Here is a 14,381-nt window from a genome sequence, read left to right as displayed (position 1 = left end):
CGTATCGGTCGTTGTCGGGCGTCATCGCCCCTCGGTGTCTGGCCGGACGGCTCCGAAAACCAAGACTGGCGGCGGGCCGGGTCGGCACGGCCCCATGCCACGTCAGGGTCCCGAGTCGATCCGGGCGGTCCGTCGGAGGCTCGCGCGCGGGGGACCCCCTGGGGACCGGCCCCGTCACGCGACGGTCATCGGTCTCCCTCAAGACCGCTCAGGATGACATGACGTCGGTGACGAATGCGTCAACCCCCCGAGGGCGCGTCGTGACCGGAAAATCCGGACGCCCCGCTCCCCGGCCCGCTCTCCGTCCCAGGGGCGCGCCAGCGTCACGGATGTGGCCATGCGGCCGAAAGCCCCTCCCCTGCGACCCCTCAACGGACCCCGTCGAGCAGGCGGTCGTAGCGAATCGCCATGGGCCACTTCCAGACTTCCCACAGGGCGGCCGAGCCGTCCGTGGAAAAGAAGATGACGTCGGCACGGCCCACCAGGTTGTCCCGGGGTACGAATCCCACGTTGGCGCGGCTGTCGGCGGAGTTGTCGCGGTTGTCGCCCATCATGAAGTAGTGCCCGTCCGGGACCGTGAACTCGCGCGTGTCATCCAGGGGTCCGGTGTCGCGGCGGTCTTCCAGGATGATGTGGGTCCGCCCCCCGGGCAGGGTCTCGACATAGCGGGGCGAGCGGTGGACGTTGCCGGCGTTGTCGTGCCACACCGCGTCCTCGATGCGCTCGCGCGGCACCGGCTCGCCGTTGATGTGCAGCACGCCCCGGATCATCTGAATGCGGTCGCCCGGAAGGCCGATGATGCGCTTGATGTAGTCCACGGAGGGGTCGGCCGGCAGCTTGAACACGGCGATATCGCCGCGCTCCGGCTCGGTGAACAGCACGCGCCCGGGAACCGGCGGGAAACTGAACGGCAGGGAGTGGCGGCTGTACCCGTAGGAAAGCTTCGAGACGAACAGATAGTCCCCGATCAACAGCGTCGGCACCATGGAGGCCGAGGGAATGTTGAACGGCTCGTAAGCCACGGTACGGATGACGATGGCGATCAGGACGGCATAGACCACGGTCCGGATTGTCTCGCCGAAACCACCGGTTTTTTTCTTCTGCATGAACGGGCTCGCGTGTTCCCAGGGGATCCCCGGAGAGGAGAAGACTCCGCGACACGACCAGACAGCGCCGCGTCACGCCGAGGCCCGGCGATCAAGCCAGCCGCTCCCGGCCTTGTCAAGGCTGGGTCAGGCGCCGGTGCCGGCGGCGGGGTCGATGGCCGGTCCGGACGCGGCCGGTGCATCGGCGTCGGGCCGCGCCGCGTCCATCATCGACCGCATGCGGCGGATGGACGCCTCCAGGCCGACGAAGATGGCCTCGCCAATCAGGAAATGGCCGATGTTCAACTCGCGGATAACCGAAATGGCGGCCACGTCGCCGACGGTGTCATACGTCAGGCCATGGCCGGCGTGCACTTCCAGGCCGGCTTCGGCGGCGCGGGTGGCGGCGGCGCGCAGGCGCTCCAGTTCCGCCACGCGCGCCGCGCCCTGAACGTCGCAGTACCGCCCGGTGTGCAACTCCACCACCGGCGCGCCCAGGGCCACGGCCGCGTCGATCTGGCGCGGGTCCGGTTCGATGAACAGCGACACGCGCACATGGGCCGCGCCCAACGCCCTGACGAACCGGGCCAGGTGGTTGTGCTGGCCGGCGGCATCCAGCCCGCCCTCGGTGGTGCGCTCCTCGCGCCGTTCGGGCACGATGCAGGCCGCGTGCGGCCGGTGGCCCAGGGCGATGTCCAGCATTTCGTCGGTGGCCGCCATCTCCAGGTTCAGCGGCAGGTCGATTTCGCGCGACAGCCGGACGATGTCGTGATCGGAGATGTGGCGCCGGTCCTCGCGCAGGTGGGCGGTGATGCCGTCGGCGCCGGCGGCCGCCGCGATGTGCGCGGCCCGCAGCGGATCGGGCACCAGGCCGCCCCGGGCGTTGCGGATGGTGGCCACGTGGTCGATGTTGACGCCCAGACGCAACGACCGGGAGGCGCGAAGGGAACGGACGGGCATGATGCACGGATCCTTGTGCGTGATAGGGCCGAGTGCGGCGACGCACAAAACACTGCGTCCAGGGCCTGTTGACAATAGGGGCGCGGCCTCGACGGCCGGCCGGCGCTCAACGGCGCGCGCGCTCCACGGAGTTGACGGACGGCGAGGCCCGCAGCGCGGCGATGATATTGGTCAGGTGGCGCACGTCGTGGACCTCGACGTCGATCATCATGTCAAAAAAATCGATGCTGCGGTTGGTGATCTTCAGGTTGGTGATGTTCCCCAGGTTCTTGGCGATGACGGTGGACAGTTCTGAGAGGGTCCCCATGTGGTTGCCCACCACCACCTTCAGGCGCCCGGTGTGCACGTCGGCGGTGGCCTGATCGTCCCAGGCCAGATCAAGCCAGCGCTGGGGTTCGTCGGTGTAGCTTTCCAACTGATCACAGTCGATGGTGTGAATGGTCACGCCGGTGCCCGTGTTGACGATGCCGACGATGCGGTCGCCCGGCAAGGGGTGACAGCAGCCGGCGTACTTGATCGCCATGCCGGGGATCAGCCCCTTGATGGGAATCGGGGTCTTGCCGGTCTCGGGCCGCGATCGCGACCAGCCGCGGCTGAACGGCTGCATCACCCGCGCCAGACGGTGCGGGGCCTTGAGCCCCGGGTAAACGGCGGTCACCACCTCCCGGGCGCTGGTGGTGCCGGCGCCCACCTCGGCGCACAGATCTTCCAGGCTCGGCGCGCGGAAGCGCGACAGGACGCCCTCCAGCCCCTTCTCGGTGAACGAGTATCCGGACTTGGCGAATTCCCGCGAGAGCATCTGCCGGCCCAGGCTGGCGTACTGCTCGCGCTGGCGCAGCCGGATAAACCGGCGTATCTGCGCCCGCGCCTTGCCGGACACGACGAAGTTCTCCCAGTCCGGCGACGGCGTCTGGGACTTGCTGGTGGCGATGTCCACCTGATCGCCGTTGTTCAGCACGTGGCGCAGCGGCACCAGGCGGCCGTTCACCCTGGCCCCGGCGCAGCGGTTGCCGACGTCGGTATGCACGGCGTAGGCAAAATCCACCGGGGTGGCGCCCACGGGCAGGTTGATGATGTCGCCCTTGGGCGTGAAGCAGAACACCTGGTCGGCGTACATCGCCAGCTTGGTGTGCTCCAGGAACTCGTCGGGGTTGGATGTGTGCTCCAGGATTTCGATCAGTTCGCGCAGCCAGCGGTACTGCTTGCCGTCGACGTTCTGGCGCAGGCCCTGTTTGTAGGACCAATGGGCGGCGACCCCGCGTTCGGCCACCTCGTGCATCTCGTGGGTGCGGATCTGCACCTCGATCCGATGGTTCCGGGGCCCCAGCACCGCCGTGTGGATGGACTGGTAACCGTTGGCCTTGGGGGTCGAGATGTAGTCCTTGAAGCGGTCCGGCACCATCCGATAGCCGGCGTGGATGACGCCCAACGCGCGGTAGCAGTCCTCCAGGGAGTCCACCATGATCCGGAAGGCCATGATGTCGGAGAGCTGCTCGAAGTCCACCTCCTTGCGGTGCATCTTCTCCCAGATCGAGTAGGAGCTTTTGACACGGCCGGAGATGGACGCCTCCAGGTCATGCTCGCCCATCACCTTGTGAAGCTCGTCCAGGATCTGGGCCTTCAACTCGGCGCCCTGTTCCTGAAGAAAGGACAGTCGGGTGAGGATGGACTCGCGGGCGTCCGGGTGCAGTTCCTTGAACGCCAGGTCCTGCAACTCGTCCTTGACCTCGTGCATGCCGATGCGCTCGGCCAGGGGCGCGAAGATCTCCATGGTCTCCAGCGCGATGCGCCGGCGTTTCTCGGGTTTCTTGACGAATCGCAGGGTGCGCATGTTGTGCAGGCGGTCGGCCAGCTTCACCAACAGCACGCGAATATCGTTGGACATCGCCAGGACCAGGCGGCGGAAATTCTCCGCCTCGCGCGTGGACCCGCCCGGTTGCAGCTTGATCTTGGCCAGCTTGGTGACGCCGTCGACCAGCGTCGCCACCTCGGCCCCGAACAGGCGCGCCACCTCGTCCACGGTGGCCGTCGTGTCCTCGATCACGTCATGCAGCAGCGCGGTGATGATCGAGGCACAGTCGAGCTTGTAGGCGGTGAGAATGCCCGCCACCTCGATGGGGTGGGAAAAATAGGGGTCCCCCGACTCGCGCAACTGCGAGCCATGCATCTTCATGGCGTAGACATAGGCGCGGTGAAGCGCGTCCTCGTCCGCCGCCGGGTCGTAGCTCATGACCCGGTCGACCAGTTCCACCTGCCGCATCATACGGGTCATGGCGCCGCCCTCCCGGACCACGCCGCCGGCCGCGCCTCCCGCCGATGCGGATTACGGCGCGCCGCGTTTGCGCCGGCACCGGTCCGGAACAGCCCAACGGAGCCCGCGCGCGGCGCGCGCGGGCCGGGCTCCGGCACGCTGCATGGCGGCTCAATCAACGTCGTGGACGCGCGTCTAGGACTCATCCTCGAGGGGGGCACCATCCATGGTCGCCTCGTCCGTCGCCGCCGGGGGCGCGACGGTCACATCATCGGTCAACTCCTCGACGTCACCGCCGTCGCCATGAATGGTCAGGCCGTCGGCCGCCACTTCCTCGGCCTCGTTGGCCGTGTCGCCGATGTCGACACCAAGCTGATGCTGCGACGCCAGGGCGTCGAAGGCATCCTCCGCCGGCTCGTCGGTTTCCACATGCTTCTGGAGACCCTTGACCAGGTCATCCTCAAGCTGGTCGAGATCCGTGGTCGTGTCGGCGATCTCGCGCAAGGCGATGACCGGATTCTTGTCGTTGTCCTTGTCCACGGTCAGGGGCGATCCGGCGGCGATGTCGCGCGCCCGCTGTGCCGCCATCAGCACGAGTTCAAATCGATTCGGGATTTGCTCAATACAGTCTTCGACTGTTACGCGCGCCATGCAGGAGTCTCCCCAAGGGTCTCATCGAACTGCTTTATATAGAGCCTCCCACGGCGCCCCGCAAGAAAACCGACGCCGCCGCATCGCGGCCCCGGACGCCCGGCGGCGCGATCGCGCATCCTCCCGCCGGGGCCACGACTCGCGCCAGACGAAGCCCCCTGCAACCACGACCGGAGGTGTTGCCCGCCTGACACGCCCCCCGGCCGCCATTGCCGGCACGTCGCGCCGATTTTTGCGGTCTCCCCGGTTTGCGACTAGGATGCCCGGGGCATCTGGACCTTCCGACGACGGGACGGACCGGGGCGGACACGCCGCCACGACCGGTTCGGCATGCCCCATGATGCCGGACGAACCCCAGGGGTCCAGCGTGGACCGACGGTGTGGTGCGCGGGAGGACGCGGCGGTGCGTAAGCTGGCCCTGGTGCTGCCAATCCTGCTGGTCCTGGGGATCGGGGTCGTCCTGGTGGCGCCGTCGATCATCGACTGGAACGCCTGGCGCGAGGACGTGGCCGCCCGCATCGAGGCCGCCACCGGCCGGGCCGTGGACATCGACGGCGACCTGTCTTTGCGGATCCTGCCCCGGCCCACGCTGGCGGTGGACGGGGTGCGCCTGGCCAACGCGCCCGGCGGCTCGACCCATCACATGGTGCGGATCGCCGCGCTGCGGGCCAGCCTGGCCTGGGCACCCCTGCTGCGGGGTGAGATCCGCGTCACCTCGGTGGACATCGTCGATCCGGTGATCCTGCTGGAGCGGCTGCCCGACGGGCGGGCGAACTGGATGATTGATCCGCCGGGTTCCGGTGGAACCGGACGCCAGGGCCGATCGGTGACCATGCCCGTGCCCGCGCTGCGCGACGCGCCGCCGGCCGAGCCCGACGGCATCGGCCTCACCGTGGCCCTGGAGAACGTGCACCTGCGCAACGGTCGGCTGGTGTTGCGGGATGCCCGGCGGGACACCGAGTCCGAATGGACCATCACCACCCTCGACCTGTCCGCCGACAGCCTGTCCGGCCCCTACCGCGTGAGTGGCGATGTCACCGCCAGCACCACGCCGAGCACGCCGGTGCTGTTCGACGCCCTGGTGGGCAGCCTCACGCGCACCGGCACCATCCCGGTTGACGTGCAACTGCTGCTGCCCGACAGCGGCGCCACCGCCACCGTGACCGGCACCCTGGACGCCCCCCTGGACCATCCAACCCTGCGCGGTGACCTGCGCATCAACGGCGCCGACCTGGCCGCCGCCGAGGCCATCCTGGGACCCGCTCTGGCGGCGATGCCCGGCGCCGGCGCCCTGCCCATGCGCCCGTTCGCCGTGTCGGCCCGCGTCGTCGCCGACGCCCGGGTCGTGGACCTGTCGGACCTGCGCGTCGACCTGGACGGCGCGGAGGGCCGGGGACATGCCCGCGTCGCCTGGACCGATACCGGCACGGACGCCTCGATCACCCTGCGACTGCGCGCCCTGGACGTGGACGCGTGGCTGACCGATCCGCCGCCGGCCGCCGCCGCCCCCGCCGAGACGTCCGATGATGCCCCGTGGGACGAGACCGGCGCGGCCTGGCCGCCGATCCGGCTTCCGGCCCTGCCCCCGGGCCTGTCCGGGCGCCTGACACTGAGCGCCGAGGCCATGACCTGGCGCGGCGAGGGGATCCGCCAGGCCCATCTGGAGGCGACCGTGGACGCGGGACGCCTGACGGTCGAGCAGGCGCGCGCCAACCTGCCGGGCGGGTCCACACTGTCGGGCCGGGCCACGCTCGCCACGCAAGACGGTATCCCCCGCGTCGACGGTCACTTGTCCGCCACGGCCGGCAACCTGCGCGAGGTGCTGGCATGGCTCGACCTGCCGGTCCACCGGCTGCCCGCCGACCGCCTGCGCGGCTTCGCCCTGGAGGTGGACGTCGCCGGCACGCCGGTGGAAGCACGGCTAAGCAACCTGGACCTGACGGTGGACACCACACGGGCCACCGGCGCGGTGGTGCTGCGGGGTGGTCCGCGCCTGGGCATCGGCGCCAACATCCATGTCGAGTCCCTCGCCCTCGACGCCTACCGTCCCGCCCCACCGCCATCCCGGACCGAACCCGGCGATGGATCGACGCCCGACGCGTCGCCCCCCGCCCTGCCCTGGCTGGCCGCGCTGAACACCGTCGATGCCAACGCCCGCATCCGCGTGGACACGCTGATCGTCGATGGCCTGCCGCTCTCGGACATCACGCTCGACGGCTCGCTCCTCAGTGGGCGCCTGACCGTCCGCGAGGCCCGCATCGGCGCCCTCGCCGAGGCCCGCGTGACCCTCTCCGGCGGTCTGTCCGGGTTCGGCGGACCGCCGCGCTTCCACGGCCTGGCGGTCGGGATCGAGGTCGACGACCCGGCCCACACCGCCCGCCTGCTGCGCATCGATCCGCCGCTGGCGCTGCGCGACCTGGGGCCGGTGACGCAGACGCTGCTGCTGGACGGTCCGGCGGACGCCCTGGAGGTCACCGGCGCCCTGCGAGCCCTGGGCGGCAGCCTGGACGTGAACGGCAGCCTCCAGGACATCCTGTCGCCCGGGGCGTCCTGCGACCTGGCGGTAGACCTGCGTCTTCCGGATGCCACCGCGCTGGCCCGGCTGATGCCCCGGCGGGCCAGCCCGTCGACGCCCCCGGACACGGCGCCGGTGCCCTTGCGCGTGGTCGCGCGGGTGGCCGGCAAGGACCGGATCCTGACCCTCGGCACCCTCGATCTGCGGGCCGGCGACAGCCGCGTGCACGGCGCGGCCACGCTGGGATGGGAGGGGTCGCGCCCGCATCTGGTGGCCGACCTGCGCGCCGGCCACCTGCGCCTGCCCCGGCCCCCCGCCCTGCCGCTACCGGATTGGATGGACGCGGACGTGACCGTCGGCGCCGATACCCTAGTCCTCGCGAGTGCCCCGCCCCTGACCGGCGCCACCATGGGGCTGCACTGGATCGACGGCGTACTGACCCTGGACGGACTGAGCGCCGACCTGGCCGGCGGCACGCTGGAGGGCAGCGGAACCTTGACCGCCCCCGCCGCCGCCCGGGGGCCGGCATGGTCGCTTCGGCTGGACGCCCGTGACCTGGACCTGGGACGACTGCTGGACGCGACGGCCCCGACGCCGCCGGACACCGCGACGGGTGGGATCGGCTCGGCGACCGTCGCCCTGGCGCTTCAGGGCCGGGGCATGCGCGCACCGATCCCCCTCACCGACCTGACCGGCGAGGCACGCCTTGCGCTGCATGGCCTGCGGGCGATCCCGGCCGGCGCCGCCGGGTCGCCCCTGGCCGTCCTTCTGCGGCCGCTGGCGGAGCTGGACCAGGCCGCCGCCGGCCTGCTGGGCGACGCCGCGCCCCCCGATCGCGCCACCACCCTGGACGGCCGGGCGCGCATCGACGGCGGCCTGCTGACGGTGGACGCGCTTCGCCTGCACCACCCGTTGTTCCGGGGCACGCTGACGGGCACGGTCGATCTGGGCGCGGGGACCATGGATGCCGGCGGCACCCTGACGGTACCCGAGGGTCCCTTGCGCGCGACCGTCGGCCCGGCCATCCCGGTGCGCGTTTTCGGATCGCTCACCGACCCGGCGGTGCGGGCCTCCTTCCGCCGTCTGCGCCTGGATCCGGGGCACCTCGGCGGCGGCCGACGCTAACCCCCAACCCCGTCGTCGGCGTCCACCTCCGCATCACCACCATGGGACAGGGCGTCCAGGATCCCGCAGTGGTCCACCCGGCCACCCACGCACTGGTCCACCATGTGCGCCAGTTCGTCCCGCAAACGTTCCAGGTGGGTGATCTTGCCCCGCACGGCCTCCAGGTGGCGCCCCGCCACGGCGTGGATCTCGGCGCAGGAGTGCTCCGCATGACGTCCGAGGGCGATCATCTCGCGCACCTCGTCCAGCGTGAACCCCAGCCGCCGCGCGCCCCGCACGAAGGACAGCCGGCGCAGGTGCTCCCGCGTGTAGACCCGATGGTTGCCCGAGGTGCGCGCCGGCGCCGCCAGGACGCCGATGCGTTCGTAATAGCGGATGGTGTCCACCTTGGTGTCGGTCAGGCGGGCCAGGGTGCCGATGTTCACGGGCCGTCCTCCGGATGGGGTGCACAGATGCCTCTTGAAGCTTGAGTGGCTCCAGGTTTCACACTGGGGCCAACCTGTGATGATGCAAGAGGAGAGATCGGATGGCGGGGTGCGGCTGTTCCCAGGGCGTGCGGTTCGACGGCGTGTCGCGACGGTATCGCCAGGTGCTTCTGGCGGTGATCGCCATCAACGCCAGCATGTTCCTGGTGGAGATGACCAGCGGCATGATGGCGCAGTCCATGGCCCTGAAGGCGGACGCGCTGGACTTCCTGGGGGACAGCCTGACCTACGCGCTTTCGCTGGCGGTGATCGGGATGTCGCTCCGGGTGCGGGCCACCGCCGCCCTGGTCAAGGGCATCAGCCTCGCGATCATGGCCGTGGTGGTGCTGGGCGCCAGCCTGTGGCGGGTGCTGGTGGCGGCCCAGCCGGACGAGGTGGTGATGAGTTCCATCGGCCTGCTGGCCTTCGTCGCCAACGTGGCCTCGGTGCTGTTGCTGCTGCGCTACCGGGATGGGGATTCGAACGTGCGGTCGGTCTGGCTGTGCAGCCGCAACGACGCCATCGGTAACCTGGGCGTCATCGGCGCCGGCCTCCTGGTGGGGCTCACCGGCACGCGCTGGCCCGACCTGGCCGTGGCCGCCATCCTGGCCGGCCTGTTCCTGACCTCGGCCGTGGGCATCATCCGCCAGGCCCGAACCGAGCGCCGGGAGGCCGCGACGGACGCCCGCGTCGCCGACCGCCGGCCGGTGGCCGCCGAATAGGCCGACCGGGCCGGAGGCATCGGGCTTGCGCCGCCAGGGCCGGCTGTGGTGGGGTGCGCGCCTCACCCGTCCCAGCGTCCCATTACCGGATCGACGATGCCCGACCTGCCTGTTCCGCCACCGCTCACCCCCACGCCCAGTGTGTCGATGACCCTCGCCGAGGCCATGGCCCGGCCCATTCCGCCCGGCCGGCTGCGCGAGACCGTCACGTACATGGAATGCCACCAGCCACCGGAGCAGCCGCAACCGCCGCTTCCCCCGGGCGTGACCCTCGCGCGCCACGCCGGCACGCTGACGTGGGCGGACTTCGGGCCCCTGTTCCATGCCGTGGGCGATCCCTGGCTGTGGCGCGACCGGCTGCTGTGGCCACGCGAGGCCATCGACGCGCATATGGCCGACCCGGGCATCGTCATCCACCTGCTGGCGCGGGACGGACAGCCCCTGGGCTTCTGCGAGATGGACCGGCGCGACCCGGCGGACGGGGTCTCGGTGCTGTACTTCGGACTGGTCCCGCGGGCCATCGGCGGCGGCCTGGGCCGCGCCCTGTTCATCCATGCGCTGGCCGACGCCTGGGCCGAGTCCCCGGCCTGTGTGCGCCTCAACACCTGCACCCACGACAGCCCGCGCGCCCTGGCGTTCTATCAGGCATACGGCTTCGCCGTCGTGGATCGCCGCGTGACCGAGGCCGACGACCCGCGCCTGACCGGGATCCTGCCGGCGGAGGCCGGGGCGCGCTTCCCCCTGGCGCCGCTGATCACGCGGCCACCGGCGCTCTCGACGGCGTGACGGATGTCGCCGTCGCGCCTCAGTCCCGCGCGCCGCGCCTTGGGGGCGCCGGAAGCCCGGGCCCGGCGCCGGCCACGTCGGCGGGACGCGCCCGCGTGTGGGCGCTGGTCCGATGCTCCACCCAGCGCAGGCCGCGCACCAGCACGAAGGTGATGGTCATGTAGATCAGGCCGGCGGCCAGGAAGGTTTCGACCGGCATGTAGTTGCGGGCGATGACGGTGCGCGCCATGCCGGTCAGGTCCAGCAGGGTGATGGTGCTGGCCAGCGCGCTTCCCTTGAGCATGAGGATCAACTCGTTGCCATAGGCCGGCAGGGCCAGACGCGCCGCGCGCGGCAGCACGATCCGCCCCATGGTGGTCGCCCGGCCCATGCCCAGGGCGCGCGCCGCCTCGATCTCGCCGGGTGGCACCGCCTGGATGGCACCCCGCAGGATCTCGGCGATGTAGGCGGCGGTGTGCAGGGCAAAGGTGATGATGGCGCACCAGTAGGGCTCGCGCAGAATCGGCCACAGGATCGGACTGTCCTGGATGACCTGGAACTGCGACAGGCCGTAGTACACCAGGAACAACTGCACCAGCAGCGGTGTTCCCCGGAAGAAGAAGATGTAGGCGAACGGCAGCGCCCGCACCAGCACCAGCGACGAGGTTCGCGCGATGGCCAGCGGCACCGCCAGCAGCACGCCGAAAAAGCCGGAAATGAACAGCAATTGAAGGGTCAGCCAGGCGCCTTTCAGCAACTCCGGCAGGACATCGAGACTCACCTGGATGTTCATGTGACGCGCATCCCCGGCAAGCCCCGGTTGGCGCGCCGCTCCAGCACCGCCAGGATGCCCATGGAGATGACGGTCAACCCCAAATAGATCACGGCCGCCGCCAGGTAGAAGGTGAAGGGTTCCTTCGTGGCGCCGACGGCGAACTGTGCCTTGCGCATGACCTCTTCCAGGCCGATGACGGACACCAGGGCCGTGTCCTTCATGAGCACCAGGAACAGGTTGCCGAGCCCCGGCAGGGCCAGCCGCCACGCCTGCGGCAAGACGATGCGGAAGAAGATGTCCACTGGTCCCATGCCCAGGGCCTGCGCCGCCTCGCGCTGGCCGGGGGACACGGACTGGAAGGCGCCCCGGAAGACCTCGGCCGCATAGCCGCCGAAGGTCAGGCCCAGGGCCAGCGAGCCGGCGATGAAGGGACTGAGTTCCAGATACCCGGTGTGTCCGAACGGCCGCGCCACGGCCATCAGCACCGTCGAGGCCCCGAAGTAGATCAGCAACACCACCAGAAGCTCCGGGATACCCCGGATGATGGTGGTGTAGGCCGTGGCGATCCAGCGCGCGGGCGCGATCGACGACGCCATGGCGGCCGCCCCCGCCAGGCCCAGGACCAGCCCGATGGCCAGCGCCGTGAGCGCCAGGCGGACGGTCATCCACAGGCCGAGAAGCAGCTCATCCTCAAAACCATGCAGATCCGGCACCGGTGGCGGTCCCTTTCCCCTCTGTCGTCGCGTCCATCGCCGCCGGTCGGGCGAGGCGCATCCATGCGGACGCCCGCATGCCCCCTCATGTCGTGTCCCGACCGACCCGTCGCGCCCGCCGTCACGCGCCAAGAAACGCTCACGGTAACGCCCAAGGACGGGGAGACAACCAACCCTTGAACATCCCATCCCGGATAGCGACGGGGTGGGCCAACCCCCTTGGGCCGGACCCACCCCTGGCACGCGCGGGGTCACCCCCCTTGATCAGCGTCCGGTCCCTCACCAGCGGTCATGGACCGGGACCGGTGACATCCGTGTCGGACGGACGAGACACCCGCGTCCGCCGCCGGTCTCAGTAGATGCTGAACGGGAAGTACTTGGCGTTGATCTCCGCGTAGGTCCCGTCGTCGACGATCTCGTCGATGGCCGTGTTGAACGCCTCCACCAGATCCTCCTCGCCCTTGCGGACGGCGATGCCGATCAGGTCGTTGTCGAAGACGGGCTCGCCCTTGAACTCGAAACCGGCGCCGGCGTCGGACTGAAGCCACTCGTAGTTCACCAGCACATCGGCGATCACGGCGTCCAGGCGCCCGGCCTCCAGGTCCAGGTAGGCGTTCTCCTGGGTGTCATAGAGCTTGGCGTCGACCCCCGGCATGTTCTCCGTCAGCCACTGGGCGGCGATCGTGGCCCGCTGGGCTCCCACCGACTTGCCCTCCAGGGCCTCGGCGGAGATATCCAGATCGTCTTCGTTGGCGCCGACGAACTGAAGCTTGTTGGTGTAGTAGTGGTTGGTGAAATCAACCGCCTTCTTGCGTTCCTCGGTGATCGACATGGAGGCGATGATGGCATCGTACTTCCCCGCCATCAGGCCCGGCAGGATGCCGTCCCAGTCCTGCTTGACGAAGGTGCATTCCCGCTCCATGCGCTCGCACAGGGCGTTGGCGATGTCGATGTCGAAGCCGTGCAACTCGCCGTTCTCATTGACCATGTTGAACGGAGGGTAGGCGCCCTCGGTACCGATGCGCAGGGGTTCGGCCCAGGCCGTGGCGGTCAGGGCGGCCGTGGCGGCCGCCACGACGACGCCCAGGGCGGTGGCACGCAGTCCGGTCATGGTGTGTCCTCTCCCAGGTTGTGGGTCCGTTTGGCGTTCGGACCTCGGGGACGGAACGGTGCCCCGCGCCGCCCCCCGATCGATTCCGACCGCGCGGTCGTCAGTGCAGGTGCCGCGCCAGGAACCGGCGCAGGCGATCGGAATCCGGATTGGTGAACAGGATGTCGGGCGGCCCGTCCTCCTCCACCCGTCCCTCGTCGAGGAACAGGGCGCGGGTGGACACGTCGCGGGCAAAGCCGATCTCGTGGGTGACGATCAACATGGTGCGCCCCTCCTCGGCCAAGGCGCCGATCACGCCCAGCACCTCGCCGACAAGCTCCGGGTCGAGGGCCGAGGTGGGCTCGTCGAACAGGATCACCTCGGGGTCCATGGCCAGCGTGCGGGCGATGGCGGCGCGCTGCTGCTGGCCACCGGACAGGTGCGCCGGGTAGTAGTCGCGCCGCTCCGCCAGGCCCACCTTTTCCAGAAGGGCCTCGGCCTTCTCGACACATTCCCTCTTGGGCAGGCCCCGAACCCGGCGCGGCGCCTCGATCAGGTTGTCGAGGACCGACATATGGGGCCACAGATTGAACTGCTGGAACACCATGCCCACCCGCGCCCGCAGCCGGGTGAGTTGCCGGCTGTCGGCCGGGCGCAACGCGCCGGCACGGTCGCGCCGGGTGCGGACCTCCTCGCCGTGCACCCAGATGCGGCCGGCCGAGGGCGTCTCCAGGAAGTTCAGGCAGCGCAGGAACGTGCTTTTGCCCGACCCGCTGGACCCCAGCACGGCGATCACGTCCCCCGTGCGCGCGGTGAGCGAGATGCCCCGCAACACCTCCAGGGCGGCGAAGCGCTTGTGGATGTTCTCGACGGTGAGCACCGCCGGGGCGGCATCATCGGCCGGCAGCCCGGCCCCCGACCGAAGGGAGCCTGTCGCCGGGTGATCCGGAGACAACAGAGCGTTGGACACGATGGCGGTCTCCCGGGCGGGCGTCGGTCACGGCATGGAGGGACGGACCGGAGTCGGCCCGCGTTGTCCGAGTCATATCCCCGACGCGGGCCATCTGGCAACATCGGCAGCAGTTCTCAGGATGGGGTTGGAGTGTGTCGCAACCGGGTCTGGTGATTGAAGGGACAGGTGAGGAGGGGCGGGCTCAGGGTGGCTGGGGCGGCGGGACTCCGGTTGTGAGGGTGCGCATGAGGGCGGCCCAGGACGGGAAGACGAGATAGGCGGTGATGGTCGCCAGATGGGTGAACATCCGGGT

General features: G+C 70.1%; 12 protein-coding genes. 3 read left to right on the top strand and 9 right to left on the bottom strand.

Annotation, left to right across the window (positions count from 1 at the left end):
• Positions 1–368: 368 nt before the first annotated feature.
• The 4 genes from lepB to rpoZ all read right to left on the bottom strand — a co-directional run bounded on the left by lepB (position 369) and on the right by rpoZ (position 4,947).
• Positions 369–1,106 (bottom strand): signal peptidase I, encoded by a 738-nt coding sequence (gene lepB, locus GGD89_RS02620; RefSeq protein ID WP_184042556.1) that lies wholly within the window; start codon positions 1,104–1,106, stop codon positions 369–371.
• 126 nt (positions 1,107–1,232) lie between these two features.
• Entirely contained in the window at positions 1,233–2,045 is an 813-nt protein-coding gene (locus GGD89_RS02615) for a pyridoxine 5'-phosphate synthase (RefSeq protein WP_184042555.1), read from the bottom strand.
• Positions 2,046–2,151: 106 nt separating this feature from the next.
• The gene (locus GGD89_RS02610) at positions 2,152–4,308 is read right to left on the bottom strand and encodes a RelA/SpoT family protein (protein WP_184042716.1); all 2,157 of its coding nucleotides are present in this window, start codon (positions 4,306–4,308) and stop codon (positions 2,152–2,154) included.
• Between the two features lie 183 nt (positions 4,309–4,491).
• Positions 4,492–4,947, bottom strand: coding sequence for a DNA-directed RNA polymerase subunit omega (gene rpoZ, locus GGD89_RS02605; protein ID WP_184042554.1), 456 nt, complete (start codon positions 4,945–4,947; stop codon positions 4,492–4,494).
• Positions 4,948–5,350: 403 nt separating this feature from the next.
• On the opposite strand from rpoZ, the gene GGD89_RS02600 reads away from it, so the two are divergent.
• On the top strand, positions 5,351–8,587 hold the full coding sequence (locus tag GGD89_RS02600; protein ID WP_184042553.1) for an AsmA family protein: 3,237 nt from the start codon (positions 5,351–5,353) through the stop codon (positions 8,585–8,587).
• Here GGD89_RS02600 and GGD89_RS02595 read toward each other — a convergent pair.
• Positions 8,584–9,012: a MerR family transcriptional regulator gene (locus GGD89_RS02595; protein ID WP_184042552.1), complete on the bottom strand. Its 429-nt coding sequence runs from the start codon at positions 9,010–9,012 to the stop codon at positions 8,584–8,586. The genes GGD89_RS02600 and GGD89_RS02595 overlap by 4 nt on opposite strands.
• Before the next feature lie 101 nt (positions 9,013–9,113).
• Here GGD89_RS02595 and GGD89_RS02590 point away from each other — a divergent pair, with 101 nt between their 5' ends.
• On the top strand, positions 9,114–9,773 hold the full coding sequence (locus GGD89_RS02590) for a cation efflux transmembrane domain-containing protein (protein ID WP_184042551.1): 660 nt from the start codon (positions 9,114–9,116) through the stop codon (positions 9,771–9,773).
• Between the two features lie 96 nt (positions 9,774–9,869).
• Positions 9,870–10,559 carry a GNAT family N-acetyltransferase gene (locus GGD89_RS02585; RefSeq protein WP_184042550.1) on the top strand — a complete coding sequence of 230 codons (690 nt, stop codon included), beginning with the start codon at positions 9,870–9,872 and terminating at the stop codon, positions 10,557–10,559.
• 19 nt (positions 10,560–10,578) lie between these two features.
• Here the strand turns inward: GGD89_RS02585 and GGD89_RS02580 are convergent, their stop codons facing one another.
• The 4 genes from GGD89_RS02580 to GGD89_RS02565 all read right to left on the bottom strand — a co-directional run bounded on the left by GGD89_RS02580 (position 10,579) and on the right by GGD89_RS02565 (position 14,023).
• On the bottom strand, positions 10,579–11,331 hold the full coding sequence (locus GGD89_RS02580; protein ID WP_184042549.1) for an ABC transporter permease: 753 nt from the start codon (positions 11,329–11,331) through the stop codon (positions 10,579–10,581).
• Positions 11,328–12,026, bottom strand: coding sequence for an ABC transporter permease (locus GGD89_RS02575; protein WP_343058512.1), 699 nt, complete (start codon positions 12,024–12,026; stop codon positions 11,328–11,330). The genes GGD89_RS02580 and GGD89_RS02575 overlap by 4 nt, the downstream gene beginning before the upstream one ends.
• 352 nt (positions 12,027–12,378) lie before the next feature.
• On the bottom strand, positions 12,379–13,137 hold the full coding sequence (locus GGD89_RS02570; RefSeq protein WP_184042547.1) for an ABC transporter substrate-binding protein: 759 nt from the start codon (positions 13,135–13,137) through the stop codon (positions 12,379–12,381).
• Between the two features lie 100 nt (positions 13,138–13,237).
• The gene (locus tag GGD89_RS02565) at positions 13,238–14,023 is read right to left on the bottom strand and encodes an ABC transporter ATP-binding protein (protein ID WP_221238305.1); all 786 of its coding nucleotides are present in this window, start codon (positions 14,021–14,023) and stop codon (positions 13,238–13,240) included.
• Between the last annotated feature and the right edge of the window lie 358 nt (positions 14,024–14,381).

The organism is Roseospira visakhapatnamensis (assembly GCF_014197915.1).
Classification (GTDB): Bacteria; Pseudomonadota; Alphaproteobacteria; order Rhodospirillales; family Rhodospirillaceae; genus Rhodospira; species Rhodospira visakhapatnamensis.
The sequence above is the reverse complement of the archived record's forward strand: the minus strand, read 5'-3'. Positions and strand labels throughout refer to the sequence as shown.

What these genes read in the sequence shown, in the direction of transcription:
- GGD89_RS02615 (WP_184042555.1), bottom strand. Translation starts at nt 2,045, where the DNA reads ATGCCCGTCCGTTCCCTTCGCGCCTCCCGGTCGTTGCGTCTGGGCGTC.
- GGD89_RS02570 (WP_184042547.1), bottom strand. Translation starts at nt 13,137, where the DNA reads ATGACCGGACTGCGTGCCACCGCCCTGGGCGTCGTCGTGGCGGCCGCC.
- lepB (WP_184042556.1), bottom strand. Translation starts at nt 1,106, where the DNA reads ATGCAGAAGAAAAAAACCGGTGGTTTCGGCGAGACAATCCGGACCGTG.
- GGD89_RS02610 (WP_184042716.1), bottom strand. Translation starts at nt 4,308, where the DNA reads ATGATGCGGCAGGTGGAACTGGTCGACCGGGTCATGAGCTACGACCCG.
- GGD89_RS02590 (WP_184042551.1), top strand. Translation starts at nt 9,114, where the DNA reads ATGGCGGGGTGCGGCTGTTCCCAGGGCGTGCGGTTCGACGGCGTGTCG.
- GGD89_RS02585 (WP_184042550.1), top strand. Translation starts at nt 9,870, where the DNA reads ATGCCCGACCTGCCTGTTCCGCCACCGCTCACCCCCACGCCCAGTGTG.
- GGD89_RS02580 (WP_184042549.1), bottom strand. Translation starts at nt 11,331, where the DNA reads ATGAACATCCAGGTGAGTCTCGATGTCCTGCCGGAGTTGCTGAAAGGC.
- rpoZ (WP_184042554.1), bottom strand. Translation starts at nt 4,947, where the DNA reads ATGGCGCGCGTAACAGTCGAAGACTGTATTGAGCAAATCCCGAATCGA.